This is a genomic window from Thalassobius vesicularis, assembly GCF_004799325.1.
GTDB classification, from domain to species: domain Bacteria; phylum Pseudomonadota; class Alphaproteobacteria; order Rhodobacterales; family Rhodobacteraceae; genus Thalassobius; species Thalassobius vesicularis.
This window is the reverse complement of sequence record NZ_SSMD01000001.1, coordinates 133,306-158,981: the sequence shown is the minus strand read 5'-3', so window position 1 is coordinate 158,981 and position 25,676 is coordinate 133,306. Positions and strand designations below refer to the sequence as shown.

Annotated in this window: 33 protein-coding genes and 1 pseudogene; 18 read left to right on the top strand and 16 right to left on the bottom strand. The window is 65.5% G+C overall.

All coding sequences use genetic code 11. From position 1 onward, the window contains the following. Positions 1 to 57 precede the first annotated feature (57 nt). Entirely contained in the window at positions 58 to 777 is a 720-nt protein-coding gene (locus E7681_RS00790; protein ID WP_136337353.1) for a GNAT family N-acetyltransferase, read from the top strand. Here E7681_RS00790 and E7681_RS00785 read toward each other — a convergent pair. Then, entirely contained in the window at positions 774 to 1,490 is a 717-nt protein-coding gene (locus E7681_RS00785) for a response regulator (RefSeq protein ID WP_136337352.1), read from the bottom strand. The genes E7681_RS00790 and E7681_RS00785 overlap by 4 nt on opposite strands. A 149-nt stretch (positions 1,491 to 1,639) precedes the next feature. Between E7681_RS00785 and mce the strand changes: the two genes are divergently transcribed. Continuing rightward, the gene (mce, locus tag E7681_RS00780) at positions 1,640 to 2,044 is read left to right on the top strand and encodes a methylmalonyl-CoA epimerase (protein WP_136337351.1); all 405 of its coding nucleotides are present in this window, start codon (positions 1,640 to 1,642) and stop codon (positions 2,042 to 2,044) included. Beyond that, positions 2,044 to 2,319 (top strand): DUF1467 family protein, encoded by a 276-nt coding sequence (locus E7681_RS00775; RefSeq protein WP_136337350.1) that lies wholly within the window; start codon positions 2,044 to 2,046, stop codon positions 2,317 to 2,319. The genes mce and E7681_RS00775 overlap by 1 nt, the downstream gene beginning before the upstream one ends. A gap of 48 nt (positions 2,320 to 2,367) precedes the next feature. Here E7681_RS00775 and E7681_RS00770 read toward each other — a convergent pair whose 3' ends face one another. The 3 genes from E7681_RS00770 to E7681_RS00760 form a co-directional block, all read right to left on the bottom strand. Beyond that, positions 2,368 to 3,081: an EI24 domain-containing protein gene (locus E7681_RS00770; RefSeq protein WP_246032373.1), complete on the bottom strand. Its 714-nt coding sequence runs from the start codon at positions 3,079 to 3,081 to the stop codon at positions 2,368 to 2,370. Further along, positions 3,066 to 3,641 carry a nitroreductase family protein gene (locus tag E7681_RS00765; protein ID WP_136337349.1) on the bottom strand — a complete coding sequence of 192 codons (576 nt, stop codon included), beginning with the start codon at positions 3,639 to 3,641 and terminating at the stop codon, positions 3,066 to 3,068. The genes E7681_RS00770 and E7681_RS00765 overlap by 16 nt, the downstream gene beginning before the upstream one ends. 61 nt (positions 3,642 to 3,702) lie before the next feature. Continuing rightward, complete coding sequence (locus E7681_RS00760) at positions 3,703 to 4,809, bottom strand: class II histone deacetylase (RefSeq protein ID WP_136337348.1); 1,107 nt, start codon at positions 4,807 to 4,809, stop codon at positions 3,703 to 3,705. Between the two features lie 120 nt (positions 4,810 to 4,929). On the opposite strand from E7681_RS00760, the gene E7681_RS00755 reads away from it, so the two are divergent. Further along, on the top strand, positions 4,930 to 5,178 hold the full coding sequence (locus tag E7681_RS00755; RefSeq protein ID WP_136337347.1) for a DUF167 domain-containing protein: 249 nt from the start codon (positions 4,930 to 4,932) through the stop codon (positions 5,176 to 5,178). Here the strand turns inward: E7681_RS00755 and E7681_RS00750 are convergent. Further along, complete coding sequence (locus tag E7681_RS00750; protein WP_136337346.1) at positions 5,175 to 5,414, bottom strand: hypothetical protein; 240 nt, start codon at positions 5,412 to 5,414, stop codon at positions 5,175 to 5,177. The genes E7681_RS00755 and E7681_RS00750 overlap by 4 nt on opposite strands. Positions 5,415 to 5,531: 117 nt before the next feature. Between E7681_RS00750 and E7681_RS00745 the strand changes: the two genes are divergently transcribed. From E7681_RS00745 to E7681_RS00725, 5 genes are all read left to right on the top strand, one after another. Beyond that, complete coding sequence (locus E7681_RS00745; RefSeq protein ID WP_136337345.1) at positions 5,532 to 5,891, top strand: YigZ family protein; 360 nt, start codon at positions 5,532 to 5,534, stop codon at positions 5,889 to 5,891. 68 nt (positions 5,892 to 5,959) lie between these two features. Beyond that, positions 5,960 to 6,229 carry a DUF6455 family protein gene (locus tag E7681_RS00740; RefSeq protein ID WP_136337344.1) on the top strand — a complete coding sequence of 90 codons (270 nt, stop codon included), beginning with the start codon at positions 5,960 to 5,962 and terminating at the stop codon, positions 6,227 to 6,229. Between the two features lie 68 nt (positions 6,230 to 6,297). Further along, positions 6,298 to 6,573 (top strand): DUF6455 family protein, encoded by a 276-nt coding sequence (locus tag E7681_RS00735; RefSeq protein WP_136337343.1) that lies wholly within the window; start codon positions 6,298 to 6,300, stop codon positions 6,571 to 6,573. Continuing rightward, entirely contained in the window at positions 6,570 to 6,833 is a 264-nt protein-coding gene (locus E7681_RS00730; RefSeq protein ID WP_136337342.1) for a DUF6455 family protein, read from the top strand. The genes E7681_RS00735 and E7681_RS00730 overlap by 4 nt, the downstream gene beginning before the upstream one ends. A gap of 25 nt (positions 6,834 to 6,858) precedes the next feature. Further along, positions 6,859 to 7,113, top strand: coding sequence for a DUF6455 family protein (locus tag E7681_RS00725; protein ID WP_136337341.1), 255 nt, complete (start codon positions 6,859 to 6,861; stop codon positions 7,111 to 7,113). Positions 7,114 to 7,185: 72 nt separating this feature from the next. On the opposite strand, the gene E7681_RS00720 is transcribed toward E7681_RS00725, so the two are convergent. Next, positions 7,186 to 7,671 (bottom strand): DUF4405 domain-containing protein, encoded by a 486-nt coding sequence (locus E7681_RS00720; protein ID WP_136337340.1) that lies wholly within the window; start codon positions 7,669 to 7,671, stop codon positions 7,186 to 7,188. 265 nt (positions 7,672 to 7,936) lie between these two features. Here E7681_RS00720 and E7681_RS00715 point away from each other — a divergent pair, with 265 nt between their 5' ends. Continuing rightward, positions 7,937 to 8,287, top strand: a complete 351-nt coding sequence (locus E7681_RS00715) for a diacylglycerol kinase (protein WP_136337339.1) — start codon at positions 7,937 to 7,939, stop codon at positions 8,285 to 8,287. Positions 8,288 to 8,293: 6 nt separating this feature from the next. On the opposite strand, the gene E7681_RS00710 is transcribed toward E7681_RS00715, so the two are convergent. Both E7681_RS00710 and rimO read right to left on the bottom strand, forming a co-directional pair. Continuing rightward, a complete protein-coding gene (locus E7681_RS00710; protein WP_136337338.1) occupies positions 8,294 to 8,536 on the bottom strand; it encodes a CDGSH iron-sulfur domain-containing protein in 243 nt (80 codons plus the stop codon). Between the two features lie 106 nt (positions 8,537 to 8,642). Then, a complete protein-coding gene (rimO, locus tag E7681_RS00705) occupies positions 8,643 to 10,016 on the bottom strand; it encodes a 30S ribosomal protein S12 methylthiotransferase RimO (RefSeq protein WP_136337337.1) in 1,374 nt (457 codons plus the stop codon). A gap of 123 nt (positions 10,017 to 10,139) precedes the next feature. On the opposite strand from rimO, the gene E7681_RS00700 reads away from it, so the two are divergent. Then, positions 10,140 to 12,065 carry an AsmA family protein gene (locus tag E7681_RS00700; RefSeq protein WP_136337336.1) on the top strand — a complete coding sequence of 642 codons (1,926 nt, stop codon included), beginning with the start codon at positions 10,140 to 10,142 and terminating at the stop codon, positions 12,063 to 12,065. Here the strand turns inward: E7681_RS00700 and E7681_RS00695 are convergent, their stop codons facing one another. From E7681_RS00695 to E7681_RS00680, 4 genes are all read right to left on the bottom strand, one after another. Further along, the gene (locus tag E7681_RS00695) at positions 12,066 to 12,536 is read right to left on the bottom strand and encodes a lytic transglycosylase domain-containing protein (protein WP_136337335.1); all 471 of its coding nucleotides are present in this window, start codon (positions 12,534 to 12,536) and stop codon (positions 12,066 to 12,068) included. 102 nt (positions 12,537 to 12,638) lie between these two features. Further along, on the bottom strand, positions 12,639 to 13,565 hold the full coding sequence (argF, locus tag E7681_RS00690; protein WP_136337334.1) for an ornithine carbamoyltransferase: 927 nt from the start codon (positions 13,563 to 13,565) through the stop codon (positions 12,639 to 12,641). A gap of 78 nt (positions 13,566 to 13,643) precedes the next feature. Then, positions 13,644 to 14,816, bottom strand: a complete 1,173-nt coding sequence (locus E7681_RS00685) for an aspartate aminotransferase family protein (protein WP_136337333.1) — start codon at positions 14,814 to 14,816, stop codon at positions 13,644 to 13,646. Positions 14,817 to 15,075: 259 nt separating this feature from the next. After that, complete coding sequence (locus tag E7681_RS00680; RefSeq protein WP_246032372.1) at positions 15,076 to 15,879, bottom strand: ABC transporter permease; 804 nt, start codon at positions 15,877 to 15,879, stop codon at positions 15,076 to 15,078. A 133-nt stretch (positions 15,880 to 16,012) separates the two neighbouring features. Here E7681_RS00680 and E7681_RS00675 point away from each other — a divergent pair, with 133 nt between their 5' ends. Then, entirely contained in the window at positions 16,013 to 16,624 is a 612-nt protein-coding gene (locus tag E7681_RS00675; protein ID WP_136337332.1) for a GcrA family cell cycle regulator, read from the top strand. 133 nt (positions 16,625 to 16,757) lie between these two features. After that, on the top strand, positions 16,758 to 16,982 hold the full coding sequence (locus E7681_RS00670) for a hypothetical protein (protein ID WP_136337331.1): 225 nt from the start codon (positions 16,758 to 16,760) through the stop codon (positions 16,980 to 16,982). A gap of 54 nt (positions 16,983 to 17,036) precedes the next feature. Here E7681_RS00670 and E7681_RS00665 read toward each other — a convergent pair whose 3' ends face one another. From E7681_RS00665 to hrpB, 3 genes are all read right to left on the bottom strand, one after another. Beyond that, positions 17,037 to 18,521: an inorganic phosphate transporter gene (locus tag E7681_RS00665; protein ID WP_136337330.1), complete on the bottom strand. Its 1,485-nt coding sequence runs from the start codon at positions 18,519 to 18,521 to the stop codon at positions 17,037 to 17,039. An 87-nt stretch (positions 18,522 to 18,608) separates the two neighbouring features. Next, on the bottom strand, positions 18,609 to 19,067 hold the full coding sequence (locus E7681_RS00660) for an NUDIX hydrolase (protein WP_136337329.1): 459 nt from the start codon (positions 19,065 to 19,067) through the stop codon (positions 18,609 to 18,611). Positions 19,068 to 19,166: 99 nt separating this feature from the next. Beyond that, positions 19,167 to 21,620: an ATP-dependent helicase HrpB gene (gene hrpB, locus E7681_RS00655; protein ID WP_136337907.1), complete on the bottom strand. Its 2,454-nt coding sequence runs from the start codon at positions 21,618 to 21,620 to the stop codon at positions 19,167 to 19,169. A gap of 104 nt (positions 21,621 to 21,724) precedes the next feature. On the opposite strand from hrpB, the gene meaB reads away from it, so the two are divergent. From meaB to E7681_RS00635, 4 genes are all read left to right on the top strand, one after another. After that, the gene (meaB, locus tag E7681_RS00650; RefSeq protein ID WP_136337328.1) at positions 21,725 to 22,705 is read left to right on the top strand and encodes a methylmalonyl Co-A mutase-associated GTPase MeaB; all 981 of its coding nucleotides are present in this window, start codon (positions 21,725 to 21,727) and stop codon (positions 22,703 to 22,705) included. A 142-nt stretch (positions 22,706 to 22,847) separates the two neighbouring features. After that, positions 22,848 to 23,135 (top strand): 50S ribosomal protein L28, encoded by a 288-nt coding sequence (rpmB, locus tag E7681_RS00645; RefSeq protein ID WP_136337327.1) that lies wholly within the window; start codon positions 22,848 to 22,850, stop codon positions 23,133 to 23,135. 294 nt (positions 23,136 to 23,429) lie between these two features. Then, on the top strand, positions 23,430 to 23,780 hold the full coding sequence (locus tag E7681_RS00640; RefSeq protein ID WP_136337326.1) for a hypothetical protein: 351 nt from the start codon (positions 23,430 to 23,432) through the stop codon (positions 23,778 to 23,780). Between the two features lie 66 nt (positions 23,781 to 23,846). Continuing rightward, positions 23,847 to 24,365: a copper chaperone PCu(A)C gene (locus E7681_RS00635; protein ID WP_136337325.1), complete on the top strand. Its 519-nt coding sequence runs from the start codon at positions 23,847 to 23,849 to the stop codon at positions 24,363 to 24,365. Positions 24,366 to 24,444: 79 nt separating this feature from the next. On the opposite strand, the gene E7681_RS00630 is transcribed toward E7681_RS00635, so the two are convergent. Then, entirely contained in the window at positions 24,445 to 25,146 is a 702-nt protein-coding gene (locus E7681_RS00630) for an NAD-dependent deacylase (RefSeq protein ID WP_136337324.1), read from the bottom strand. A gap of 86 nt (positions 25,147 to 25,232) precedes the next feature. Here E7681_RS00630 and E7681_RS00625 point away from each other — a divergent pair. Next, positions 25,233 to 25,667, top strand: a pseudogene (locus E7681_RS00625) (low molecular weight protein-tyrosine-phosphatase); the annotation flags it as partial. Positions 25,668 to 25,676 lie beyond the last annotated feature (9 nt).

Below are 25,676 nucleotides of genomic sequence, written 5' to 3'. Positions count from 1 at the left end.
GGCTTTTGCGCCTTGCGGCAGTGGGTTAGCCTGCGCCCGATCCTATAGGAGGGCGCCATGACCGATCCGCGTATTCTGGGCGAAACCGTGCCGAACTGGGCCCCGCCGCCGCGCCCCGATTGGGCCGTGCTGGACGGCCAATACGTCCGTCTGGAAAAGCTGGACGCCGAGCATCACGCCGCCCTGCTGTTCCGCGCCTACGAAGGGCACGACTGGGTGTGGGATTACCTGCCTTACGGTCCGTTTTCCTCGGCCGCGCAGTACCATCGCTGGATGCGCGACGTGGCCGGTGGGGCTGATCCGTATTTCTTTGCGATCTACGACAAGGAAACGCGCCAGTATGGGGGCGTCGGCAGCTATCTGCGGATCACGCCCGAGGCCGGATCCATCGAGCTGGGCCACCTGAATTTCGCGCCCCGCCTGCAGCAGACCAAGGCCGCGACCGAGCTGTTTTTCCTGACGATGCAATGGGCGTTTCAGGCCGGGTATCGCCGGTTTGAGTGGAAATGCGATGCGCTGAACCTGCCCTCGCGACGCGCGGCGCAGCGGCTGGGGCTGAGCTACGAGGGGATTTTCCGGCAGGCTACCATTGTGAAGGGGCGCAACCGCGACACCGCCTGGTTCGCCGCCATCGACAAGGAATGGCCCGCGCTGAGCGAGGCCTTCCGCGTCTGGTTGTCGCCCACCAACTTCACCACCGACGGACGCCAGAAAGAGCGCCTGTCGGACCTGACCAAACTGGCGGGCGTCGCACCCGATCCGGGGTTGGCCGGTTAAACGGCGACGGGGCTGGCCAGCCGGTCCTGCATCAGCCCGGCCAGATTTGCCACGGCTGAACCGCAACTGCGCCCCTGCATCCGCGCGATGGTCAGCGCCTCGCCGGCGGTGATCAGCGGGGCGTCGGCGGCGCTGCGGGCGATGCCGGTCACGAATTGCGCCACGTAGTCCAGGATCTGGTCGTCATTGCCGTCGCTCAGCAGGTCGGCCGCGTGGGCCAGATCGTCCTGATAGGCCAGCGTGTCGGGCTGGATCACCTCATCATTCACGGCACGCGGCCCCATCGGGCGCTGGTCGGCGGGCAGGCAGGCCAGGATCAACTCCTGGAACTGCGCCAAAGAGCGCGTGGGCTTGGGCAGGAACCCGTCCGCCCCGGCCGCCAGGCAGCACTCCTGCGCCAGATCATCGGCGCTGGTGCCCAGAATGACGGGGATGCGCGGGGACATGGTGGCGGCCTCGTGGATCAGGTCGGCCCCCTCACCATCTGGCAGGCCGTGATCCACGATCAGCACGGTCGGGCGGTAGACCATCAGGTGCCGTTTCGCCGCCATGATGCTGTCGGCTCGCCGGATGCGCGCCCCGGATCGGACGCAGAGCAGGCGCATCGCCTCGCAGGCGAAGCGGCTGTCCTCGACCGCCAGAATGGTCACGCCCAGCAGCGGGCGGGCAGGCGTGGGAAAGCGGTTGAACTGAAACTGGTCTCTGTCGTCCATGGGAATCCTCCTGCGGCATCATGCGACTCAACATGGAACAGGGTTGGTGAATGCGGCGTTAACGCCCCGGTGACAGCGGCCCGGACGCTTGCGCAAACCCCCGTCGCCCGCCATAACTGCGCGAAACTTGGAATCCAAAGGAGACCCCCATGATTGGCCGCCTGAATCACGTCGCTATCGCCGTTCCCGACCTCGAAGCCGCATCCGAGCAGTACCGCACCGCGCTGGGGGCCAAGGTGAACCCGCCGCAGGACGAACCCGATCACGGCGTCACCGTAGTGTTCATCGAACTGCCCAACACCAAGATCGAGCTGCTGTACCCGCTGGGCGACAACTCCCCGATCCTGGGTTTTCTGGAAAAGAACCCCTCGGGCGGTATTCACCATGTGTGTTACGAGGTCGACGACATCCTGGCCGCGCGTGATCAGCTGAAGGCCAACGGCCTGCGCGTTCTGGGCAACGGCGAGCCGAAGATCGGCGCCCACGGCAAGCCCGTGCTGTTCCTGCATCCCAAGGACATGAACGGCACCCTGGTGGAGCTGGAGCAAGTCTGATGACCATCACCTCGGCCCTTGTCCTGTTCGCGGTGATCTGGTTCATGACCTTCCTGATCGTGATCCCGATCCGCCTGCAGACCCAAGGTGACGTGGGCAAGATCGTCCCCGGCACCCAGGCCGGCGCGCCCGAGCATCATAACCTGAAGAAAAAGGCGATGATCACGACAGCGATCACCGTGGTGCTGTGGTGCGTGATTTCGGGGATCATCCTGTCGGGCTGGATCTCGGTGCGTGACATCGACTGGTTCAACCGGATGGGCCCCACGGGGTAAGCCGACGGACCAACACGCAAAAGGCGCCCCGCAGGGCGCCTTTTTTGTTTAGCGACGTCCCCCCGTCACCCCGTGGTAGATGTGGGTGAAGGTGGCGGCGCCCAGGATCGGGATCACCAGGTTGACCAGCGGCAGGCTCAGCGGCATGGCCATCAGCGTGCCGGCCAGCCAGATCGTGCCCCGGTGCTGGCGGCGCAGGTCTTTCGCGCCTTGGCGACCGACCCGGCGGATGGCGGCAAGCGTGAAATACTCCATCCCCAACAGGAACCCGTTCAGACCCCAGAAGATGAACAGCGAAAACGGCGTCAGGACCGGGATCAGGTACAGGAACAGCGCCACGATATTGGCCCCGATCAGCAGGCCCAGAAAGTTGATCGTGTCCTTGATCGCCTCGCCCAGCGGCACCTTGGTGGCGGCGGGCAGGTGGGGGTAGTGGCGATCCTCGACCGCCTGCGCCACCTCGTCCAGGAACATCGAGGTGATGGCCGACGCGACCGGCACCATCAGGAACACCGACAGGATCATCATCAGGAAAAAGCTGGACCAGCCGACCAGATCGTTCAGCCAGGTGACCTCGCCGATCAGAGGCAGGGCGGTGCTGTCGCCGACAGACCATTGCAGGAACCACAGGAAGGCCGCGTAGACGGTGACCAGCAGCGCAAAGGTCAGGCCGATGCCCAGGAACAGCACCTTGCGGAACCGGCGGTCGCCGACCTGCCCCAACGTGCGCGAGAACGAGGAAAAGATCAGGCCGATTGCCATGTGACGATGCTCTCCAGATCGGGGCGGGGACGGTCGGGCGGGGGCGAGGTTTCGGTGCCGATATGGATCAGCCCGGCGACGCGCTCGTTCTCGGCAAGGTCCAGGCCCTGCTCGACGAAACCACGGTCATGCGCGGGCCAGCCGGTCAGCCAGTTGGCGCCCCAGCCGCTGGCTTGCGCGGCGTTCAGCAGCGCCAGACAGACGGCCCCGGCCGAGTAGGTCTGTTCGATCGCGGGCACCTTTTCGCTGTCCTTCTGCACCTCGATCACCGCGACGCACAGGTGGCTGGTGTCGAATTGCATCGGGCCTTTCAGCACCTTGTCCTCGGGCAGCTCCAGCGCGGCGGCGCGGGAGCGGGCCAGATCGCCCAGCCGCTGCAGCGCGCCGCGTTCCAGCACGATCAGGCGCCAGGGCTCCAGCTTGCCATGATCGGGGCTGCGCAGGGCGGCGGTCAGGATCGGGGTCAGCTGATCGCGCGAGGGGACGGGCGTGGTCAGGGTCTTTTGCGGACGCGAACGGCGCGTCAGCAGAAACTCCATCACGGCGGGGTTCTGTTCCATAAGGGGCCTTTGTCGGTTCTTCAGGCTCTATTTCGGGCCTTTGGGGCGTCGGTTCAACCCGTCACAGGCCCAATTCCGTCGCCATTTCACCGATCAGTTCGCTGAAGACCGCGTTCATGCGGGCGTTCGGCTGGCGTTTGGCCACGGTGTCGGCCATCGGGTCGGGGGCCGCGTGGGTGCTGCCCGAAAGCTCCTCCATCACCGCATGGCCGCAGAAGGGGACGTAGGCCTCGGAATAGCCGCCCTCGTGCACCATCACCAGCTTGCCGCCGCACAGGTCAGTGGCGGCCTGCATGACCTGCCGGGTCATCAGGCGGAAGGTCTCGGCGGTGCACAGCTGCCGCGCGATGGGGTCAAAGATACCCGCGTCAAAGCCGCAGGCGATGATGATGACATCGGGTTTGAAACGGCGCAGGGCGGGCAGGGTGATGCGCTCCATCGCCTCAAGATAGCCGACATGGCCGACGCCCGAGGGCAGCGGGACGTTGATGTTGTACCCCTCGCCCGGACCGCGCCCGCGATCCGCCAGCGCCCCGGTGTCGAGGGGATAGTTCGCCTCTTGGTGCAACGAGATCGTCAGCACGTCGTCGCGGTCGTAAAAGATCGCCTCGGTCCCGTTGCCGTGGTGCACGTCCCAATCGACGACGGCAAAGCGTTGGGCAAGACCCGTGGCGCGGGCGGCCTCGATCGCGATGGCGATGTTGTTGAGCAGGCAGAACCCGTTGGGCCAGTCGGGCAGGCAGTGATGCCCCGGCGGGCGCGACAGGGCATAGGCGTTGTCCAGATCGCCGGTCAGCACATCGGCCAGCGCCTGTTTGGCCAGACCCGCGGACAGGGCTGCGATCTCGAACCCGCCCTTGGCGAAGGGGGTGCGCAGGCCCAGCTCTCCGCCGCCGGCATCGGACATGTCCTTGAACGCGGTCAGGTAGGTTTCGGGGTGGATGCGGGCCATGTCTTCCCAGCTGGCGGGGGCGGCGTGGCGCATCGACAGGTCGTCGGTCAGGCCCGAGACCTCCATCAGGTTTTTCAGGCGGCGTTTGGTTTCGGGGTTTTCGGGCAGCCCCCCGGCGGCCAGCGGCTGTACATATCCGCCCAGTGGCAGGGTCAGCGCGTAATTGCCGCCCGCGTGCCAGAAACACTTCTCATCCCAGAAAAATCCCGTTGCCATTCTAGTCTCCCTCTTGCTCCGGTTGTTACTATCGGGGGGAGAATCCGTGATGTAAATGCGGGTGGAGGGGGCGGACGCCTCCGGCGGGAGTATTTGGGATCAGAAAGAAGGGAGGGGCGCATGCGCGAGTTGGAGCATCTGGCCGAGACGGGCACCGAGATCGCCGTGCGCGTGACGCCCAAGGCCTCGCGCAATGCGCTGGTGGTCGAGGACGGGGCGATCCGGGTCTATGTCACCACCGTGCCCGAGGGCGGCAAGGCCACGGCGGATGTGCAGAAGCTGCTGGCCAAGGCGATGGGCGTGGCGAAATCGCGGCTGGTGCTGGTGCGCGGGGCGACCAGCCGGGACAAGGTGTTTCGTGTCGATTAGGTCTGGTTGCGGACGCGCGAGTAGACGCCCTCGGGCAGGTTCAGCGCGGCGGCCAGATCGTTCAGCTGGCTGATCGACAGGGTGATGCGTTCGACCAGATCGGTGCGCGGGTCCAGCTGTTCCAGCACGATGCAATCCTCGAAGGCGTTGATGGTGATGTCTTCCTGCAGGTGGGTGTCGCCTTCGTCCACCAGCGTTATGACGGTCGCGTCGAAATCGTGCTCGATTGAAAACATGGCGCATCCTTTCCGTTTGCCATCATGGTGACACGCTGCGCCACCGCGCGGAAGAGCAAACCCGGCGGGTCTGGACAACGACCGGCGAGTCCCTGACAAGGGGGGCGGAGGGGCGCCATGCTGCAAATCGAAAATGTCGTGACAGATCGCGGCTCGCGCTATGCGGTGTCGGGCGGGCCTGTGGCCGATGCGGCGGGCGTGGAGGCGTTCCTGAAAGAGCTCAAGCGCGCCAAACGCTATGCCAAGGCGACCCACAACACCTGGGCGGTGATCCATTCCGACGGCACCCAGGTCAAGGGCGACGACGGCGAATCCGGTGCCGGCATGGTGATTCTGCGGATGTTGGAGCGCGAGGGCCTGACCGGCCATATCGTGGTCGTGACCCGCTGGTATGGCGGTAAACATCTGGGCGGCGACCGTTTTCGGCACGTCCAAACCTGCGTGAACGCCTATCTGGAAGCACTGCGCTTGACCTGAGTCAAGGCCCCGATCCTGACCTTGCGTAACCTGTCTCCGGGTGGTGTCGTTGCCGCAAGGGGTAAGCCATGCAGAGTTACCAGAAGATTTCCCGCCATGCCCGGCTGGTCGAACACATGGCCGATGCCTTGGGTGTCGACCTTGTCGAAAACCTGATGGAGGGGGTGCTGACCCCTGAGGAACTGGATGCCGCGGTGCTGAGCTGCACGGGCTGTCCGAACCCCGAAGGTTGCGATCACTGGCTGGAAACGCACGACGACGGGCAGGCCGAGGAAACGCCGGACTACTGCCGCAACGCACAGCTTTTCCGCGAGTTGCGCGCTTTGGCGCGCGATTGATCAGGGTCAAGGAATCGCATCCGTAGGGCCTGTATGTTTGATCCTGTTAACAACTCGGAGGAGTTCCCGTGAAACCGCTTGGCGAAACGAAACGACACTACTGGCTGGCTCAGAAAATGGCCAAGGCCACTGGTGCCGACCTCGTTGCGGCGCATGAGGCCGGGGATCTTCCGCAAGAGGAATGGGCTGAACTGGTTCAGAATTGCCGCACTTGCGACTGGACCGAGGGCTGCGATCGCTGGCTGAAGGAACACCCCGAGGCCGAAACTGTCCCCGAGACCTGCGCCAACTGTGGCCGCCTGACCGAGCTTCAGGCCGAAGCAAGTGAAGGGATGCAAGGATGAGCGTGATTTTCAATCTTGGCGATCCGGCGCGGCATTTCTGGCTGACACGGTCGGTCGCGCGCTCGATGGGGCTGAACCTGTCCGAGGAAATGACCACCGGTCGGCTGTCCGCGCAGGGATACGCGCAGATGGTGACTGCCTGCCGCAAATGCCCATTCGTAGCCCAATGCGAAAACTGGCTGGCCCATTCCGGGGCTGGAGCGAATGCCGCCCCCGAGAATTGCGCGAATGCGCCGGTTCTCAACGGGCTGAAACACTGAAACGACAGACAAAAGGAGACGCCCGATGGGCCTGTTCGATAAAATTGGCCGCCGCGCCTCGGTGATGGGGAAAATGGCGGAAACCGTGGGTGTGGACTTTGCCGAAAAGGTCGCCCAGGACCCGACCGTGGCCGCGAAATACCGCGAGGCGGTGATGCGCTGCTCGCATTGCTCGCATGATGGCGAATGCAAAGGCTGGATGGCCGAGCATCCCCACGCCACCGAGACCCCGGATTACTGCCGCAACAAAGACCTGCTGGAGGGTCTGGCGCGCGGCTGATCGCCTGCTCGCTGTTGACATAGCGAAACGCCCGAAGCCATGTCGGCCTCGGGCGTTTTGATGCGTTTGCGGTTACTTCTGCAGCGCCACCAGCAGGGCCGAGGCTTTGACCGTCTCGCCACCGGCCAGCTCGGCCAGGCTCTGGTCAGGCGTTGCCTGCACGTCCTGCGCGGCAAGCTTGGCGATCACGCCGTCCACATCGGTGCCCAGCATCGGTGCCAGCGCCGAGACCGGTGCGTTCACCACCATCTGCGCGACGCCAAACTCCGGTCGGCCGCCGCCTTTTTGCGGGGCGGGGATGACAAAGGACAGCCCCAGCGCCACCACGAACGCGCCCATCAGCCCCATCGCCAGCGGGCGCTTGAAATACAGGGTGAAGGCGCGCCAGTTCAGCACCACGTGCAGCGCCACCGCGGCCACCATCGCCCAGCCCAGCCATTCGTGGGCCACCTTGTTCAGCCCGGTGTCCCAGTGAAAGAACATCAATCCCCCGGTCACGGACATCATCACGAAACTGCCGATGGTCAGCGGGGTGGCGTATTGGCGAAGACTGGACATGATAGTCACCTTTGGTGCTTGAAAATCTGACGGGCGCGGCGTGCCGACACCCGGTCTCTGCCCCTGGATCGGACCGGAAGGGTCGCACTAACCTGGCACTCTTCCAGATCCCTTCCGGCCCTGCCCCAAAGGCAGAGACATTCGTAAAACGCCCCGCTTCCGCGGTTCCGTCGCAGCGCAGCATGATTTTCTTTGCTAACGCAGCGTAAAGATTTCGTTGCATTCCCAACGGTTTCGGCCGCATCCTGCGGGTCGGAGGGGTATCATGCTGTATTTTCTGCACCGTCTGCGCCTGCGCGTCATCTGGAGCTGGGCCGGATGCGTCGAAGTCTGGCGCAACGAGCATTCGTTCCGCAGTTGGGTCTGGGCCAATCTGGTCAGCGCCGCGCTGGCCTTTGCGCTGCCCCTCACCGGGGCCGAGCGCGCGCTGATCCTGGCGCTTGGCGTGCTGGTGATGGCGTTCGAGCTGATCAACTCGGCCATCGAGCGTGTCGTGGACGACATCGGTAAGGATCAGCGCGAGTTGGCGAAACAAGCCAAGGACGCCGGCAGCGCAGGCGTCGCCGTCGCCGCCATCGCGGCGGGCATCGCGTGGATCGTTGTTCTGGTGTGGTGAAGGGGCTTAGAGCCCCTTATGCGCCCCGTCACACAGCGGTTGTTTGGCCGAATGCTTGCAGCCGCAAAACAACACCTTCTTGCTGGCTTCAGCGGTGTACTTGATGGGCGCGAATTCCGATCCCTTGTGCGAGCCATCACAGAACGGCTGCTTGCTGGACTTCCCGCACGAGCACCAGAAATAGCTTTTGCCTTCTTCCACCTCGACGGGCAGGGGGGATTTCTGGGCGATGATCGGTGCGTCGGACATGTCGGCTCTCCATAGGGTTGGCTGGCCCCACTGTGCCAAGTCCACCTCGACGGTCAATTCCGGCAAAAGCACAGGCCCCGTGCGAATTCGCACCTTTGCCCGCGCCTCAGCGCAGTTGACCCCACAGGTCGTATTCCCCGGCCTCGTCCACCTCGACGGTGACGATGTCGCCCACGGAAATCCCCTCGGTGCCTTCGTCGATGAACAGGTTGCCGTCGATCTCGGGCGCGTCGGATTTGGTGCGGCAGGTGGCGATGCCGTCCTCGTCGATATCATCGACGATCACGTCCATGATCTGCCCGACCTTGGCCGCCAGTTTCGCCTCGGAAATCGCCTGCGCCTTCTCCATGAAGCGTTCCCAGCGCTCTTGCTTCACTTCGTCCGGCACATGGTCCGGCAGGTCGTTCGAGCGCGCGCCCGCCACGTTTTCGTACTGGAAGCAGCCGACGCGATCCAGCTGCGCCTCGTCCATCCAGTCCAGCAGGGTCTGGAACTCGGCCTCGGTCTCGCCGGGGTAGCCCACGATAAAGGTCGAGCGCAGCGTGATGTCCGGGCAAATCCCGCGCCATTCGGCGATGCGGTCCAGCGTCTTTTCAGCCGCGGCCGGGCGGGCCATGCGTTTCAGCGTATCCGGGTGGGCGTGCTGGAACGGGATGTCCAGATAGGGCAGGATGCCGCCCTCGGCCATCAGCGGGATCAGGTCGGTGACATGCGGGTAGGGATAGACGTAATGCATCCGCACCCAGGCGTCCAACTGCCCCATCTCGCGCGCCAGATCGAGGAAGGGGAATTTCGAATCCCGCTCTTTCCAGTCGGTGCCATAGGCGCTGGTGTCCTGAGAGATCACCAGCAATTCCTTCACGCCGCTTTCCACCAGCTTTTCCGCCTCGCGCATCACCGCCTTCAGCGGGCGGCTGGCCAGTTTCCCGCGCATGTCGGGGATGATGCAGAATTTGCAGTGGTGATTGCAGCCCTCGGAAATCTTCAGATAGCTGTAATGGCGCGGCGTCAGTTTCACGCCGGATGCGGGCAGCAGGTCGATGAACGGATCGGGGTCGGGCGGCACCGCGCCATGCACGGCGTCCAGCACCTGCTCGTATTGATGCGGGCCGGTGACGGCCAGAACCTTGGGGTGCACGCCGGTGATGAACTCCGGCTCGGCGCCCAGACAGCCGGTCACGATGACCTTGCCGTTTTCCTTCAGCGCCTCGCCGATCGCCTCCAGGCTTTCGGCCTTGGCGCTGTCCAGGAACCCGCAGGTGTTCACGATCACCGCATCGGCCCCGGCGTAATCGGGGGAAATCCCGTACCCTTCGGCCCGCAGGCGCGTCAGGATGCGTTCGGAATCCACCAACGCCTTCGGACAGCCAAGGCTGACCATGCCGATGGTCGGCTGCCCCTCGCGTGGGGCATCAGTGAAACGCGCACGCGGCGCGAGGTCGGGGCGAAGGTTCGGCGGATTCTGACTCATGGCGCGCATATACGGCGGAACGGCCCGCATAGGAAGAGCGTTGCTTATTCAAGCCACCGTGACCCGCCCCCCATTGGCAGGGCCACGGCGCGCGCGTAAGCTGTAGGGAACAGGCAAAAGGGGGTGGGTGCCATGCGGTTGTTGATGAAACTTGTCGGGGCGCTGGTGATTGCGGCAATTCTGGTCGTGGTCGGGCTGCTGATGCTGCCGGGCGACAAGATTGCCCAGGTCGCCGTGGATCAGCTGAAGACGCAGACCGGCCGGCAGGTGACGCTGTCGGGGAACACCACGATCAGCTATTACCCCGTGCTGGGCGTCTCTACCGGCCAGCTGACCATCGCCAATGCCGACTGGTCCAACTCCGGCCCGATGATGACCGCCGACAGCCTGAAGGTGGGGGTGGATTTCATGTCGCTCCTTTCCGGCGCGATCAAGATCACCGGGCTTGAGGCCGTGCGCCCCGCCATCCTGCTGGAGCGCGCCAAGGATGGCCGCGTGAATTGGGAGCTGGGCGTGGACAACGTCGCCCCCTCGGGGCAACCGGCGGGCAGCTCCAACAAGCTGGCCCTGTCGCTGGACCGTGCGCTGATCTCGGGCGGCACGCTGCGCTATGTCGATCACGGCGCGGGCACCGATCTGAACGTGCGCGACGCCAACCTTGATCTGCAATGGCCGGTCTATCGCGGGCAGGCCACGTTTTCCGGCGGGCTGACCTACGGCGCGCAGCCGCTGACCTTCTCGGGCCAGATCGCCAACCTTGCTGGCCTGATCGAGGGCGAAGTCACCGCCGTCTCCGCCCGGATCGCCTCCGCCGCTGGCTCGGTCGGCTTTGACGGCCGCGCGGGCACACAACCCCAGGCCCAGGGCACGCTGACCGTCGATCTGAAGGACACCTCGGGCTTTCTCTCCGCACTTGGCGTCACTGGCGTCAGCCTGCCGCGCGGGCTGGGTCGGGCCGCCAAAGTCTCGGCCGACCTGACCTATACCACCGCCGCGCTGCTGTCGCTGCGCAACCTGTCGGCCACGCTGGATCAGAACAGCCTGAACGGCGAGGCCGATCTTGACCTGTCCAAATCCAAGCCCGTGCTGACGGCCAAACTCGCCGCTGGCTCCGTCGATCTGACGGGCCTGTCCGAGGGCGGCTCGGGCGGCGGCGCAGCCTCGGATGGCTGGTCCAAGGCCGCCATCGACGCCTCGGCGCTGGGGATGCTGGACGGCCAGATCGCCCTGTCGGCCAAGGGCCTGTCGGTCGCGGGCCTGACCTTCGGCGCCGCGAAAACCCAAACCACCATCGAAAATTCGCGCGCCGCGATCACCCTCAGCAGCCTTGCGGGCTATGACGGCACGATCAGTGGCTCGGTCGTGGCCAACAACCGCTCGGGCCTGTCGGTCGCGGGCAACGTCAAGGCTTCGGGCGTCGAGATGCAGAAACTGCTGGGCGACTTGGCGGGCATCACCCGCTTCACCGGCCAGGCCAACGCGAATATCGAGTTCCTGTCCTCGGGCCAATCCGTCCACGCCATCATGAACGCCATCTCGGGCAAAGGCGGCATCAGCATGGGCCGCGGCACCATCCAGGGCATCGACCTAGACAAGCTGATGCGCCAGGGCATGACTACCGGCGGCACCACCGTGTTCGACAGCCTCGGCGCGACCTTCACGATGGACAAGGGCAACCTCTACAACAAGGACCTGCTGCTAAAACTGCCCGCCGTCTCGGCCACCGGCGAGGGGCGCGTCGGCCTTGGCAAGCGCGACATCGACTACCTGTTCACCCCCAAGGTCGACAGCATCAACGACGGCAAGGGCCTTGCGATCCCGGTCGCCATCAAGGGCCCGTGGTCCAGCCCCAGCATCCGCCCCGATATGGAAAAAGCCATCGACCTGAACTTCAAGGAAGAAAAGGAAAAGGCCAAGAAAGAGCTGGAAAACAAGGTCAAGGAAAAGCTGGGCGTCACCAACCCCGACAATCCCGACGAAAAGGTCGAGGACGCGGTCAAACGCAAGCTCGAGGAAGAAGCCAAGAAAGGGCTGCTCAACCTGCTGAACAAGAAGTGATCAGCCGCGCAGCCCGGTTTCCTTCAGCATCCCGCGCCGCTTGGCCTCGTAGTAATAGCCCCGCGCGTACCAGCGCACGGCCTCGTCATGGCTGCCATCGGCGACCAGCCAGGCCCCGCGCAGATACTTGACGCCGTATTTCAGATTGGTCTCGGCATCCAGCAAGCCAGTGGGCGCGCCGTGATACCCCATCCCGCGCGCCGTCTGCGGCAAGATCTGCATCAGCCCGTAATAGGGCCCGTTGCGCGCTTCGGGGCGATACATGCTCTCGCGCTGCACCACCTTGTGCACCAGCGAACGCGGCACATCATAGTGATCGGCATAACGGTTGATCAGCTTGCGCAGCTCCGGCGTCTCATTGGGATAGAGGTTGCGTGACACCTCCGGGCCCCTGTTCATCCGGCGCCCGCCGCCACACCCGGCCAGCGTCAAAGCCGCCAGAACCGCCAACCCAAATTGCCGTCGCTGCATCTCTGCTCCTGCCCCCTTGTCTTCTTTCTGGCCGAAATACTCCGGGGGGAGGAGCCGCAGGCGACGGGGGGCTGGCCCCCCGAACGCCCTTTTACACCAGACTCAGCGGCCCAGGCACCAGCGCATGACCGCCTTCTGCGCATGCAGGCGGTTTTCCGCCTCGTCGAAGATGACCGAGTGCGGGCCGTCCATCACGGCGCTGGTCGCCTCGTCGTCGCGATGCGCGGGCAGGCAATGCATGAACAGCGCGTCGGGCTTGGCATGGGCCATCAGCGCCTCGTTCACCTGGTAGGGGCGCAGCTGGTTGTGACGCCGCTCGCGGGCCGATTGCGGATCGTGCATGCTGACCCAGGTGTCGGTGACCACCAGATCAGCGCCCGTGACGGCGGCAACGGGGTCGCGGATGATGTCGACGTTCACACCCTTGGCGCGGGCTTCCTCGACGAACACCATCTCGGGGTCCAGCGGCGGCGGGCCGGCAAAGACCAGATCAAACCCGAACTGCCCGGCGGCATGGGCGAAGCTGGCGAAGACGTTGTTGCCGTCGCCACACCAGACCACCTTTTTGCCGGCGATCGGGCCGCGGTGTTCCTCGAAGGTCTGGATGTCGGCCATGATCTGGCAGGGATGGGTGCGGTTGGTCAGCCCGTTGATGACGGGGACCGAGGCATATTCCGCCATCTCCAGCAGGGTCTGTTCCTCGAAGGTGCGGATCATGATCAGATCGACGTAACGGCTCAGAACGCGGGCGGTGTCGGCGATGGTCTCGCCATGGCCCAGCTGCATGTCGGTGCCGGACAGCACCATCGTCTGGCCGCCCAGCTGGCGTACGCCCACGTCAAAGCTGACGCGGGTCCGGGTCGAGGGTTTTTCGAAGATCAGCGCGACCATGTGGTTCTTCAGCGGCTGGTCGTCATCCGGCGCGCCCTTGGGGCGGCCGTTGCGCGCGGCCTTCATGGCCTTGGCGGAATCGATCATCCCCCGCAGCGCGGCGGGGTCGGTGGCATTGATATCCAGGAAATGGTTCATGGGTTCGGTCTTTGCGGTCGGTCCGGGAGTGGGGGCCAGCCCCCACACCCCCGGGATATTTGGAAAAAGAAGAAGGGATCAGCCTTCCAGTTTGGTGGCGGCGGCATCGAGGCGGGCGATGGCCTCGGCGATGTCGTCTTCGGTGATGTTCAGTGGCGGCAGAAGGCGCACCACGTTGTCGCCGGCGGGCACCGTGATCACCTGGGCGTCATAGCCGGCCTTGACCACGTCGAGGTTGGAGGCCTTGCACTTGAGGCCCAGCATCAGGCCCGAGCCGCGCACCTCTTCGAAGATGGTGGGGTGGGCGGCGACCAGCCCTTCGAGCGCCTGGCGCAGGTGGCCCGAGCGGGCGCGCACGCTGCCCAGGAAGTCGGGGTTGGCGACGTGATCCATCACGGCCGAGCCCACGGCGCAGCCCAGCGGGTTGCCGCCATAGGTGGAGCCGTGGGTGCCCGCGGTCATGCCGAAGGCGGCCTCTTCGGTGGCCAGAACGGCGCCCAGCGGGAAGCCGCCGCCGATGCCTTTGGCAACCATCATGATGTCCGGGGTGATGCCTGCCCATTCATGGGCGAACAGCTTGCCGGTCCGGCCCATGCCGCATTGCACCTCGTCCAGGATCAGCAGCAGGCCCTTTTCGTCGCAGAGCGCGCGCAGCGCCTTGAGGTCGGCGTCGGGTAGCGGGCGGATGCCGCCTTCGCCTTGCACGGGTTCGATCAGGATGGCGCCGACGGTCGGGGTGATCGCGGCCTCAAGTGCTGCCTTGTCGTTCCACGGCAGGTGGACGAAGCCGGGCAGCAGCGGGCCGAAGCCCTTGACCATCTTTTCCGACCCGGCGGCGGCGATGCCAGCCGAGGAGCGCCCGTGGAACGAGCCCTCGAAGGTGATGATGTCGGTCTTTTCGGGCTGGCCCTTTTCGTACCAGTACTTGCGGGCCATTTTCACGGCCAGTTCGCACGCCTCGGTGCCCGAGTTGGTGAAGAACACCGTGTCGGCAAAGGTGTGTTCGACCAGCTGATCAGCCAGCTTTTGCTGCTGGGGGATGTGGTACAGGTTGGACACGTGCCACACCTTTTGCGCCTGATCGGTCAGCGCCTTGACCAGGTCGGGATGCGCGTGGCCCAGGGCGTTCACGGCGATGCCGGCGCCCAGGTCAAGGAAGCGTCGGCCATCCGCCTCGATCAGCCAAGAGCCTTCGCCCTTCACGAAGGAGAGCGGCGCGCGGTTGTAAGTCGGCAGGACGGACGGGATCATGAGCGGATTCCTTGTTCCAAAGAGAGTCCCTGAGGTTGCATTCACAGGGACGGGTGTCAACGATTTTAGGGGGTTGGGCCGGGATAACCGGCGGATCAAAGGCAGCGGGACGTCAGGCGCGGGTGCGTCGGCGTCGAATCGAAACGATATGTGCTGCGGTTTTGATCATGTCGCCGCAATAGCGCCTTGCGCGGGCCTTGGCCAGCGGCAATGCGTGCGCGCCCGTTGGGTGCGTCTTATCCGTCACATCCGGGGCGGGTTACGCCTTCAGCCGGTACCCGGTGCGGAACATGCCCCAGGCGATGGCGCTGACGGTCAGCAGGGTGCCGCCCGCCACGGCCAGCCCCAACCAAGGGGAGCTGTCGGACACGCCCAGCACGCCAAAGCGCGCGCCGTCGATCAGGTAGAAGATCGGGTTGAAATGGGTCAGCTGACGGATGCCCTCGGGCAGCGCCTGAACCGAGTAGAACGTCCCCGACAGAAACGCCAGCGGCGTGACGATGAAGTTGGTGATGGCGGCCATCTGGTCGAACTTGTTGGCGAACACCCCGGCGACGATGCCGATCGCGCCCAGCAGCGCCGCGCCCAGGATGACAAAGCTCAGCGCCCAGATCGGGTGCGCCACCTTGATGTCCAGGAACAGGTACATGCCTGCCGCGATGGCCAACGCCACCAGCAGCCCGCGCGCCACGCCGCCCGCCAGGTAGCCCAGGATCAGCTCGGCCGGGGACAGCGGCGGCATCAACGTGTCCACGATATTGCCCTGCACCTTGGAGATCACGATCGACGAAGTGGTGTTGGCAAAGGCGTTCTGGATCACCGTCATCATCATGATGCCCGGCGCGATGAAATGGGTGAAGGGCACGCCCATCACCTCCCCGCGCTGGGTGCCGATGGCGATGGTAAAGATCATCAGGAACAGGGCCGCCGTGGCCAGCGGCGCCAGCAGGGTCTGGCTCCAGACCACGACAAAGCGCAGCACTTCGCGCCGCATCAGGGTGTACAGGCCCAGCCAGTTGACCCGCCCGAACCGGCGCGTTCCCATCTGCCACTGCGTCTCCATCTGCGGTTTCCCCCGTGTTTGACCGGATTCGATGCCTTGTAACTCAGGCGCGGATCACTAAAATAGGACCCGAGCTAGAAAGTACAGGGGCGGTCCGCGAAAGCGGGGCCGCTTTTTATGGTAAGGAAACCGCATGTCCTGGACCGATGAACGCGTCGAACTGTTGAAAAAAATGTGGTCCGAGGGCCAGTCGGCCAGCCAGATCGCCAAGGAACTGGGCGGCGTGACGCGCAATGCCGTGATCGGCAAGGTGCATCGCCTGGGCCTGTCGAACCGCTCGGGGGCCGCACCTGCGCCCGCCGCGGCCAAGCCCGAACCCAAACCCGCGCCCAAGCCCGAGGTCAAGCCCGCCGCCGCCGAGGCCAAGCCCGCCGCGAAACCGGCCGCCGCCAAGCCCGCGCCCAAGCCCGCTGAAACCGCCGAAGAGGCCCCGGCCGAGCGTCCCTCGAACGTGACGCCGATCCGCAAGGCGATCATCCCCGCCGGCCAGCCGCTGCCGCCGCAGCCTTCGGCGAACGAGATTTCCCCCGAGGCGCTGGCCAAGGTCAACGAGATCGAGAAGAAGGCCAAAAAGCTGACCCTGCTGGAGCTGACCGAGCGCACCTGCAAATGGCCCGTCGGCGACCCCGCGACCGAGGATTTCTGGTTCTGCGGTCTGCCCGTGCAGCAGGGCAAACCCTATTGCGAGGCGCATGTCGGCGTGGCGTTCCAGCCGATGTCGAACCGCCGCGACCGCCGCCGCTGATCCACATCAGCCGCAAGGATACGCCCCGCGGTGCGCTGCGCCGCGGGGTTTTTCATGGGCCATGCCGGGTTGGGCAGCGAAAGGGTTGCATCCGGGGCCCCGCTCCCCGCACACTCGCCCCCGAGGAGACTTGATGACGCCCCCAACCGCCACCCCGCCGCACCGCCAAAGTGCCCGCCCCTCGGGTGTGCTGTCCGAGGTATTGTTCGGCGTAGTCATGGGGGCGCTGCTGCTGGTCGTTCTGGTGGCCGCGGTTCTGGGCCTCTACCTGCTCAAGAACGCGCTGGGGATCGATATCTTCCCCGATCATCACCTCAGCGATTACATCCCCCTGCTGACCATCCTGGACGCCAGCTAAGCGCGCAGCAAAAAGGGGGCCGCAGCCCCCTTTTCTTCGTCAGTTCTGGTCGGATCAGGCCGACATCAGCCCGTTCAGCGCCAGGAAGATCAGCGCCGACATCAGCGCGGCGGCGGGCACCGTGATGACCCAGGCCGCGACGATGGTCATGAAATGCGAGCGGCGCACCAGCTTGCGGCGGCGGCGCTCTTCAGGCGCGATGACCTTGCCTTTCTTGCCCTTGGACAGGTTCAGGCGCAGGCGGCGCTCGGCGTGCCATTCGCGGAAGAAACCGACGCCGAACACGCCACCCACCGCGATATGCGTGGACGACACCGGCAGGCCCAGCCAGCTGGCCACGATCACCGTGATTGCCGCCGACAGAGCGACGCAATAGGCGCGCATCGGGTTCAGCTTGGTGATCTGGCTGCCGACCATGCGGATCAGCTTCGGCCCGAACAGGAACAGCCCGAACGAGATCCCGAACGCGCCGATCACCATCACCCAGCTGGGGATGGCCACCTTGGCCTCGATCAGGCCCGACTGGGTGGCGCTGACCACGGCGGCCAGCGGTCCGACCGCGTTGGCCACGTCGTTGGCGCCATGCGCAAAGCTCAGCAGCGCGGCCGAGAACACCAGCGGCAGGCCGAACAGCACCTTCAGCGACTTGTTGCGGTTCTCCAGCCCCTGCGACTGGCGCGCGATCATCGGCACCGAGGCCGCATAGGTCGCGATACCGACCACGGCGCCGATTACCAGCGCGGTGATCAGGTCGATCTTGATCAGGTGCTTCAGGCCCTTCATCGCCAGGTAGGTCGCGAAAACGCCCGCCATGATGCCCACCAGCATCGGCACCCAGCGGCGCGCGGCGGCGATCTTGTCGTCGACATAGATGATCTTGGCCTTGATGAACGCCAGGAACAGCGCGGCAATCGCCCCGCCCAGCACGGGCGAGATCACCCAGCTGGCCGCGATCGCGCCCATGTTGCCCCAGTTCACGGCCATCAGACCCTCGGCCGCGATGCCTGCGCCCATGACGCCGCCCACCACCGAGTGGGTCGTGGACACCGGCGCGCCGACCCAGGTCGCCAGGTTCACCCACAGCGCCGAGCTGACCAGCGCCGCCATCATCGCCCAGATAAACACCTGAGAGCTGGGCATCCCCGACGGGTCGATGATCCCCTTCGAGATGGTCGAGACCACATCACCCCCCGCCAGCAACGCGCCCGCGCTTTCGCAGACCGCGGCGATGACGATGGCCCCGCCCATGGTCAGCGCGTTCGCGCCCACCGCCGGGCCCATGTTGTTGGCCACGTCGTTGGCGCCGATGTTCAGCGCCATGTAGGCACCAAAGACCGCCGCCGCGACCACCACCAGGTTGCCCGGGCTTTGGCCAAAGAACACGGCCGCCGTCAGGCCCGCCAGTACGATGAACGCCAGCGCGATCCCCGGTGCGACCAGCGGCCGGGCGACATAGGTCGTGGCGTGCTCGATCTGGCTGATACGGCCCAGATCCTTGTCCAGCGTCTTCCACTCGTTGTTCTTGGGTGCGTCCGACATGTTTGATCCCCTCGTTCTTTGGGCACCGGCCCTAGAGGGGGTGCCCGCATGAATCAAGGAAATTGTCACAAAACAGTCGTGAAACCGTTACAAGTGTCGCAGGATGGCCTTCAGACCCGGTTCGGCCACCTGATCAGCGGCCCGGCCCGGCGCCATCCATTTGCGCTTGCGCTGGCGGGCTTCGGGGTAGTCGTCCATCACCTTTTCGACCTGCACCAGGTAGACATGCACCTCCACCGGGATCGGCACGCCGCCCCCCATGATCTTGTCATAGGTGTAGGATCCGATCGGCATGGGGTCGACATCGGCCTTGCGGACGCCGGCCTCTTCCCATGCTTCGGTCAGGGCGGCCTCGTGGTTGGGTTTGCCGTCCATCGGCCAGCCCTTGGGGATGATCCAGCGCCCCGTCCCGCGCGAAGTGATCATCAGCACTCGCTGGTCCCGTCCCTTGCCGCGCACGCACAGGGCCGCCACCTGCAACAGGCGCGGGCGCGTGATCAGCGGCTGAACCATCGCGGTCCATGCCTTTTTCAGGCCTTCGTTCATGGGCGGTCTGCTCGGGGTCCGTTGGGTGGCCGGTTATCCGGCGCGTCAAAAACGTATATACGTTTTGTAACGGTTTTGCAAAGGGTCTCGCGTCGCGTGTCAGGTGCCGCGCGGTTTCGCCCTTAGCGTCGGATCGGCCTGAGTGGGGTCCTCGGGCCAAGGGTGTTTCGGATAGCGCCCGCGCATGTCCTTGCGCACATCCGTGTACGACGTCGCCCAGAAGCCGGGAATATCCATCGTCGTCTGCACCGGCCGCCCCGCAGGCGACAGCAAGGTCACCCGCAATGGCCGCCGCGCCACCATCGGATGGCTGGTCTGGCCGAACATCTCTTGCAGGCGCAGGCTGATTTCGGGGGCCTCGCCGCTGTAATCAATCGGGATCTGCCGCCCCAAGGGCGTGGTGAAATGCGCCGGTGCCGCCCGGTCCAGGGTCTGCATCTGCCCCCAGTCCAGCATCCCCCGCAGCGCGGGCAGCAGATCGAACCGCTTCCAGTCCTCGGCCGATTTCACCCCGCGCAGATGCGGCAGCAACCAATCGTGCAGGCCGTCCATCAGGGTGGGCAAGGTCATCTCGGGCAGCTCCTCGCCCGAGGTGCGCACCAGTTCCACCCGCGCCACGAAGCGCGCTGCGGCGTCCGACAGCACGATCCCCAGATCGCGCACCCCGTCCAGCATCGCCAGCGCCACCGCGTCCGAGGGCGCATCCTTCCACACCCGGTCATCCAGCGTCACCGCGCCGAACATCTCTTGCCGCCGCGCCACCACGCGCCGGTCGCGTTTCGACCATTCGCAGACGTCCCGCCAGTCGATCTGATCGGCAAACAGCCCGCGCAGCTCGGCCTCGCTGATCTGCACCGCCTGCCGGATCTTCGCCTCGCGCGGGTTGCCGTCTGTATCGGTGACCACGATCAGCCGCGCATTCGCCAGCGGGTCGTGATCGTCCAGCACTGCGCCCTTGCCGCCAGACAACACGAACCGCGCCTGATCGCCCTTGCGCCGCAGCCCGACCCGGTCGGGATAGGCCAAGGCCGCCATCTCGGCGGCGCTCATCGCCTGCTGCGCATCGCGCCTTGCGGCGCTGCGCAGGCGTTTCGCCTCGGCCTTGATCCGTTCGATGACGCCGCGATTGGCCTGCCACGGGCGGCGTTCGGCAAAGCTGCGCGGATCGCGGATCGCCTCTAGCCGCAGCGCCAGATCGACCGGGGCGGCAAACGGCAGCGGATCGCGTTCCGCCAGCAGCGCGGCCAGCTCCGCCGCCTGATCGCCGGCCACGGCCAGCATATGCGCCAGACGAGGATGCAGCGGCAGCTTGGCCAGCGTCTTGCCGTGATCCGTCACCCGGCCCGCCGCATCCACGGCGCCCAGCATGTGCAGCAGCGCCACCGCCTCGGCGTAAGAGCCCGCATTGGGCTGGGTCAGCAGCGGCAGATCGCTCGGGGCCGCGCCCCACACCGCCAGCTCCAACGCCAGCCCGGCCAGATCGGCGGCTTCAATCTCGGCAGGCGGGTAGGGGGCCAGGCCGCCCTCTTCGCCCTTCGTCCACATCCGATAGCACACGCCCGGCGCGACCCGCCCCGCGCGGCCTGCGCGTTGCTCGGCCTCGGCCTTGGTCACGCGTTCCGTCACCAGCCGCGCCATGCCTGAACCCGGATCGAACCGCGCCCGCCGCGCGCGCCCCGCATCCACGACCACGCGCACATCCTGAATGGTCAGCGAGGTTTCCGCGATCGAGGTCGCCAGCACCACCTTGCGCCCCTGCGCCGCCGGCTGGATCGCCGCGCGTTGCGCCGCAAACTCCATCGCCCCGAACAGCGGCCGCACCGCGCAATCACCGGGCAAACGCCCCTTCAGCAGCCCCTCGACCCGCCGGATTTCCCCCTCGCCGGGCAGAAACACCAGCACGCCCCCCTCGGTCTCGGACACCGCCCGCGCCACCAGATCGGCACAGGCCGCCTCCAGCCGCGCACCCTTATCCAAGGGCCGCTCCAGATGCCGCATCTGGACCGGGAAACTGCGCCCCTCGGACGTGATCACCGGCACATCGCCCATCAGCGCCGCCACCGGCCCGGCATCCAGCGTCGCCGACATCGCCATCAGCATCAGGTCATCGCGCAGCGCGCCCGCCACCTCCAGACACAGCGCCAACCCCAGATCGGCGTTAAGCGAGCGTTCGTGGAATTCGTCAAACAGCACCGCGCCGACGCCCGCCAGCTCTGGATCGGACTGGATGCGCCGGGTCAAAATCCCCTCGGTCACCACCTCGATCCGGGTCTTGCCCGAAACCTTCGCCTCGCCGCGCACGCGGTAGCCCACGGTTTCGCCCGCGCGTTCCCCCAGCGTCTCGGCCATCCGTTCGGCGGCGGCCCGCGCTGCCAGACGGCGCGGTTCCAACATCAGGATCGTGCCTTTGACCAGCCCCACCTCCAGCAGCGCCAGCGGCACCACCGTGGTTTTCCCCGCGCCGGGGGGCGCCTGCAACACCGCCCGACCGCCCGCGCGCAACGCGGCCAGCAACGGGTCAAGGGCATCATGAATGGGCAGATCGGTCTTCATCCCCCGCTTATCGGGGATGCGACGGATCGCGGCAAGGCCCATCGCCTCTGGACAAATCGCCCCCGCGCGGGGCATGTAGACCCCCGTAAAAACGGGACGGTGCCATGGATATTGAACAGCTCAGTGACAAGATCATCGCGGGCGACCGCCGCTCTCTGGCCCGGGCCATCACCCTGGTCGAAAGCAGCCGCGCCGACCACCGCGAACAGGCCGCTGACCTGATCGAGGCACTGGCCCGCAAGTCCGACCGTCAGGCCATCCGCATCGGCCTGTCCGGCACCCCCGGCGTCGGCAAATCCACCTTTATCGAGAGCTTCGGCATGATGCTGACCGGGCAGGGGCTGAAGGTCGCCGTTCTGGCGGTGGACCCGTCCTCGGCTCGCTCCGGTGGCTCGATCCTGGGCGACAAAACCCGGATGGAGCGCCTCAGCCGCGACCCGAACGCCTTCATCCGCCCGTCCCCCTCGCAATCCCACCTCGGCGGCGTCGCCCGCCGCACCCGCGAGGCCGTGGCCCTGTGCGAGGCCGCAGGCTTTGACGTGGTGCTGATCGAAACCGTGGGCGTCGGCCAGTCCGAAACCGTGGTCGCGGAAATGTCCGACCTGTTCATCCTGCTCTTGGCCCCGGCGGGCGGGGATGAGCTGCAAGGCGTCAAACGCGGCATCATGGAAATGGCCGACATCATCCTTGTGAACAAAGCGGACGGAGACCTGAAACCCGCCGCCATGCGCACCTGCGCCGACTACGCCGGCGCCCTGCGCCTGCTGCGCAAACGCCCGCAGGATCCGGCAGAATTCCCCAAGGCGATGACCGTCTCGGCGCTCGAAGAAAACGGCCTTGCCAAGGCGTGGGAAGAAATGACCACCCTGACCGACTGGCGCCGCGACAACGGCCATTTCACCGGCCGCCGCGCAGCGCAGGCGGAATACTGGTTCGGGCAAGAAGTGCGCCAAGGCCTGCTGGCCCGGCTGGAACGCGAACCCGTCAAAGGCATGATGACCCACCTCGGTGCACAGGTCGCCTCGGGTCAAACCACGCCCACCGCAGCCGCCGCCGAGATTCTGGCGCTGATGCAGCAAGGCTGACGGGAATCCGGCCAGACCCCCCTTGACGCGCCAAATGATTCCGCCTAATGACGCCGAACGGAATTCGGGGCGCTGCCTGTGCGGCGTCCATTTATGTTGTAGGGGTCAGATGCGCCCCGCTGATCGAGATGAGGATAGACCCATGTCGCGCCGCTGCGAACTGACCGGTAAAGGCCCGATGACTGGCAACAATGTCAGCCACGCAAACAACAAGACCCGTCGCCGGTTCCTTCCGAACCTGAACGACGTGACCCTGCAATCCGAGACCCTGGGTCGCGGCGTCAAGCTGCGCATCTCGGCCGCGGCTCTGCGCTCGGTCGACCACCGCGGCGGTCTGGACGCGTTCCTGGCCAAAGCCAAGGACACCGAACTGTCGGACAACGCTCTGAAAATCAAGAAAGAGATCGCGAAAGCTCAGGCTTCGGCCTAAGTCTCGCACCTTTCCAAGGTTTAGCAGCCCTGCCTTACCCGGCGGGGCTGTTTGCTTTTCTCCGCCAGCATTGCATCGGCGAAAGGGGGCGGATTTGAGTATTTCTTTCAGAAAGAAGCCGAAAGGCGCCCCCTTTTCTTTGCCCGCGCGCGGTTCGGATAAGGACGGCACTCCTTGCTTCTTTCTGATCTAAATACTCAATTTCCGACGGACGTGCCTGCAGGCCGGACAGTGGGGGTTGGGCGGTTTTGTCGCTTTCCAATATTCCGCATCAGGCATATATCTGATCGTGGCATGACGAAACTTCTGCGCACATATCTGGGCATTTCCCTCGCCCTTATGCTGGCCCTGACGGGCCAGTCGATGGCCGTTGCGCGGGGTATTCCGTCTGCCTCTGGCCAGATCGTCCTATGTACGGGTACTGGTCCCATCTCCGTACTGGTTGATGAAAAAGGCCAGCCGGTGGGGAAACCCCATATTTGTCCGGATTGCGCGCTGACGCTGTTTGCGGCGTTGGGCGAGGAACCGCCCCAGATCATGCGTCCCCTGGGTCGTGTGACCGCCCTGCGCATCGACGTTGGTCGCCATGACGATGCCGGACAGCCTGTCCCCGCCCGGGCGCGGGGGCCTCCTCTGGTCGTCTGAACCCATCCGGGTCGCGGCGCGGTGCTGCGTGCCCTGTTTCAGATACAGACCAAAGGACAGACAAGAATGTCGATCAAATCCACTTTGCTGGCGGCGACTGCTGCTATTTCTCTGGCCCTGCCTGCATTTGCCGATGGCATCATGGTGGTCGAGCCTTATGCGCGCGTGTCGGCGATGATGTCGAACTCGGGCGCCGCTTTCATGGTGATCGAGAATCACACGGGTCAGGACGACCATCTGGTCGGCGCGACCTCGGATGTGGCCGAAAAGACCGAGCTGCACACCCACAAGGAAGACGCCAATGGCGTGATGCGGATGATCCACGTTGCGGAAGGGTTCGACCTGCCGAAAGACGGCAAGATCATGATGGTTCGCGGCGGGCATCACGTGATGTTCCTGGGCCTGAACCGTCAGTTGGCCGATGGCGACATGGTGCATGTCACCCTGCAATTCGAGAAGGCCGGGGCTGTCGAGGTTGATGTGCCCGTTGACCTGAACCGCAAGCCCGATCAGGCCATGCAGGGCCAAATGAAGCATGGCAACATGCAGATGGGCAACGGCCAGATGAAGAAGATGTCAAACTGATCGAGGGGGGAACGCTCATCCTCGGGCGGCGGTGCCGCCGTCGTCGCAGCGTAAAGCCGGTCCCGCGGGGCCGGCTTTGTCACATGCCCAGACGGCGCAGCAGGGTGTCGACCCAGTCAGGGACGATCCGTGTCGCGGGGCCGAAATGGGTTTCGGCGAAGTCCGAGACAACGGCCGAGGGTTCCAGGTTCAGCTCGACCGTATGGGCGCCGGCGCGGTCGGCATCCTGCACGAAGGCCGCTGCCGGGTAGACGTTGCCCGAGGTGCCGATCGCGGCAAAGACATCCGCGCTGCGCAGCTCGTCCCAGATCCGGTCCATGTAATAGGGCATTTCGCCGAACCAGACGATGTCAGGTCGCCCAGCAGGCGCCCCGCAGACGGGGCATTGCTGGCCGGGGGCCATGTGGTCGGGCGCGGGCCAGCGGTGGTCACATGCGGCACACAGGGCCCCCGACAGAATGCCGTGCATATGCAGGACGTTGCGTGATCCTGCGGCCTCGTGCAGGCCGTCCACGTTCTGCGTGACGATCAGCACCTCGCCACCGTAGTCGCGCTCCAGCCGGGACAGCGCCTCATGCGCGGCATTGGGCCTAGCCTGCGCGGCCTGCACGCGGCGCGCGTTGTAGAACTCGTGCACCAGCGCGGGGTTGCGCGCGAACCCCTCGGGGGTGGCGACATCCTCGATCCGGTGGCGGGCCCACAGGCCCCCCTCGTCGCGGAACGTCCCCAGTCCGCTCTCTGCCGAAATTCCGGCCCCGGTCAGAATCACGATCTTGTCCATGGCGTCCTCCGACGTTTTGGCAGTGCAGAAACCTCTTTCACCGGCGGTCCCGCTTGCACTAGCATCAAAACCAGAAGGAGGCCCCGATGACCACCCGTATCCTGCTTGTCTGCCTGGGAAACATCTGCCGCTCGCCTGCGGCCGAGGGCGTACTGCGCCAGCTGGCCCCGCATCTGGCGCTCGACAGCGCCGGCACGTCCTCCTGGCATGTCGGCGAAGCGCCCTATCCCCCGATGCAACAGGCGGCCCACGCGCGCGGCTACGACCTGTCCACCTTGCGCGCCCGTCAGGTTATCCCCGCCGATTTCGCCGTGTTCGACCTGATCCTGGCGATGGATGAAACCAACCTCGCCGATCTCGAGGCGATCCGCCCCACCGGCAACACCACGCCCCTGCGCCTGTTTGCCGAGTTCGCCACCCAGCAAACCGCCACCTCGGTCCCCGATCCCTATTACACGCGGGATTTCGACGGCACGCTCGACCTGATCGAGGATGCCGCCCGCGGCCTGCTGGCCAAACTCTGCCCCTGG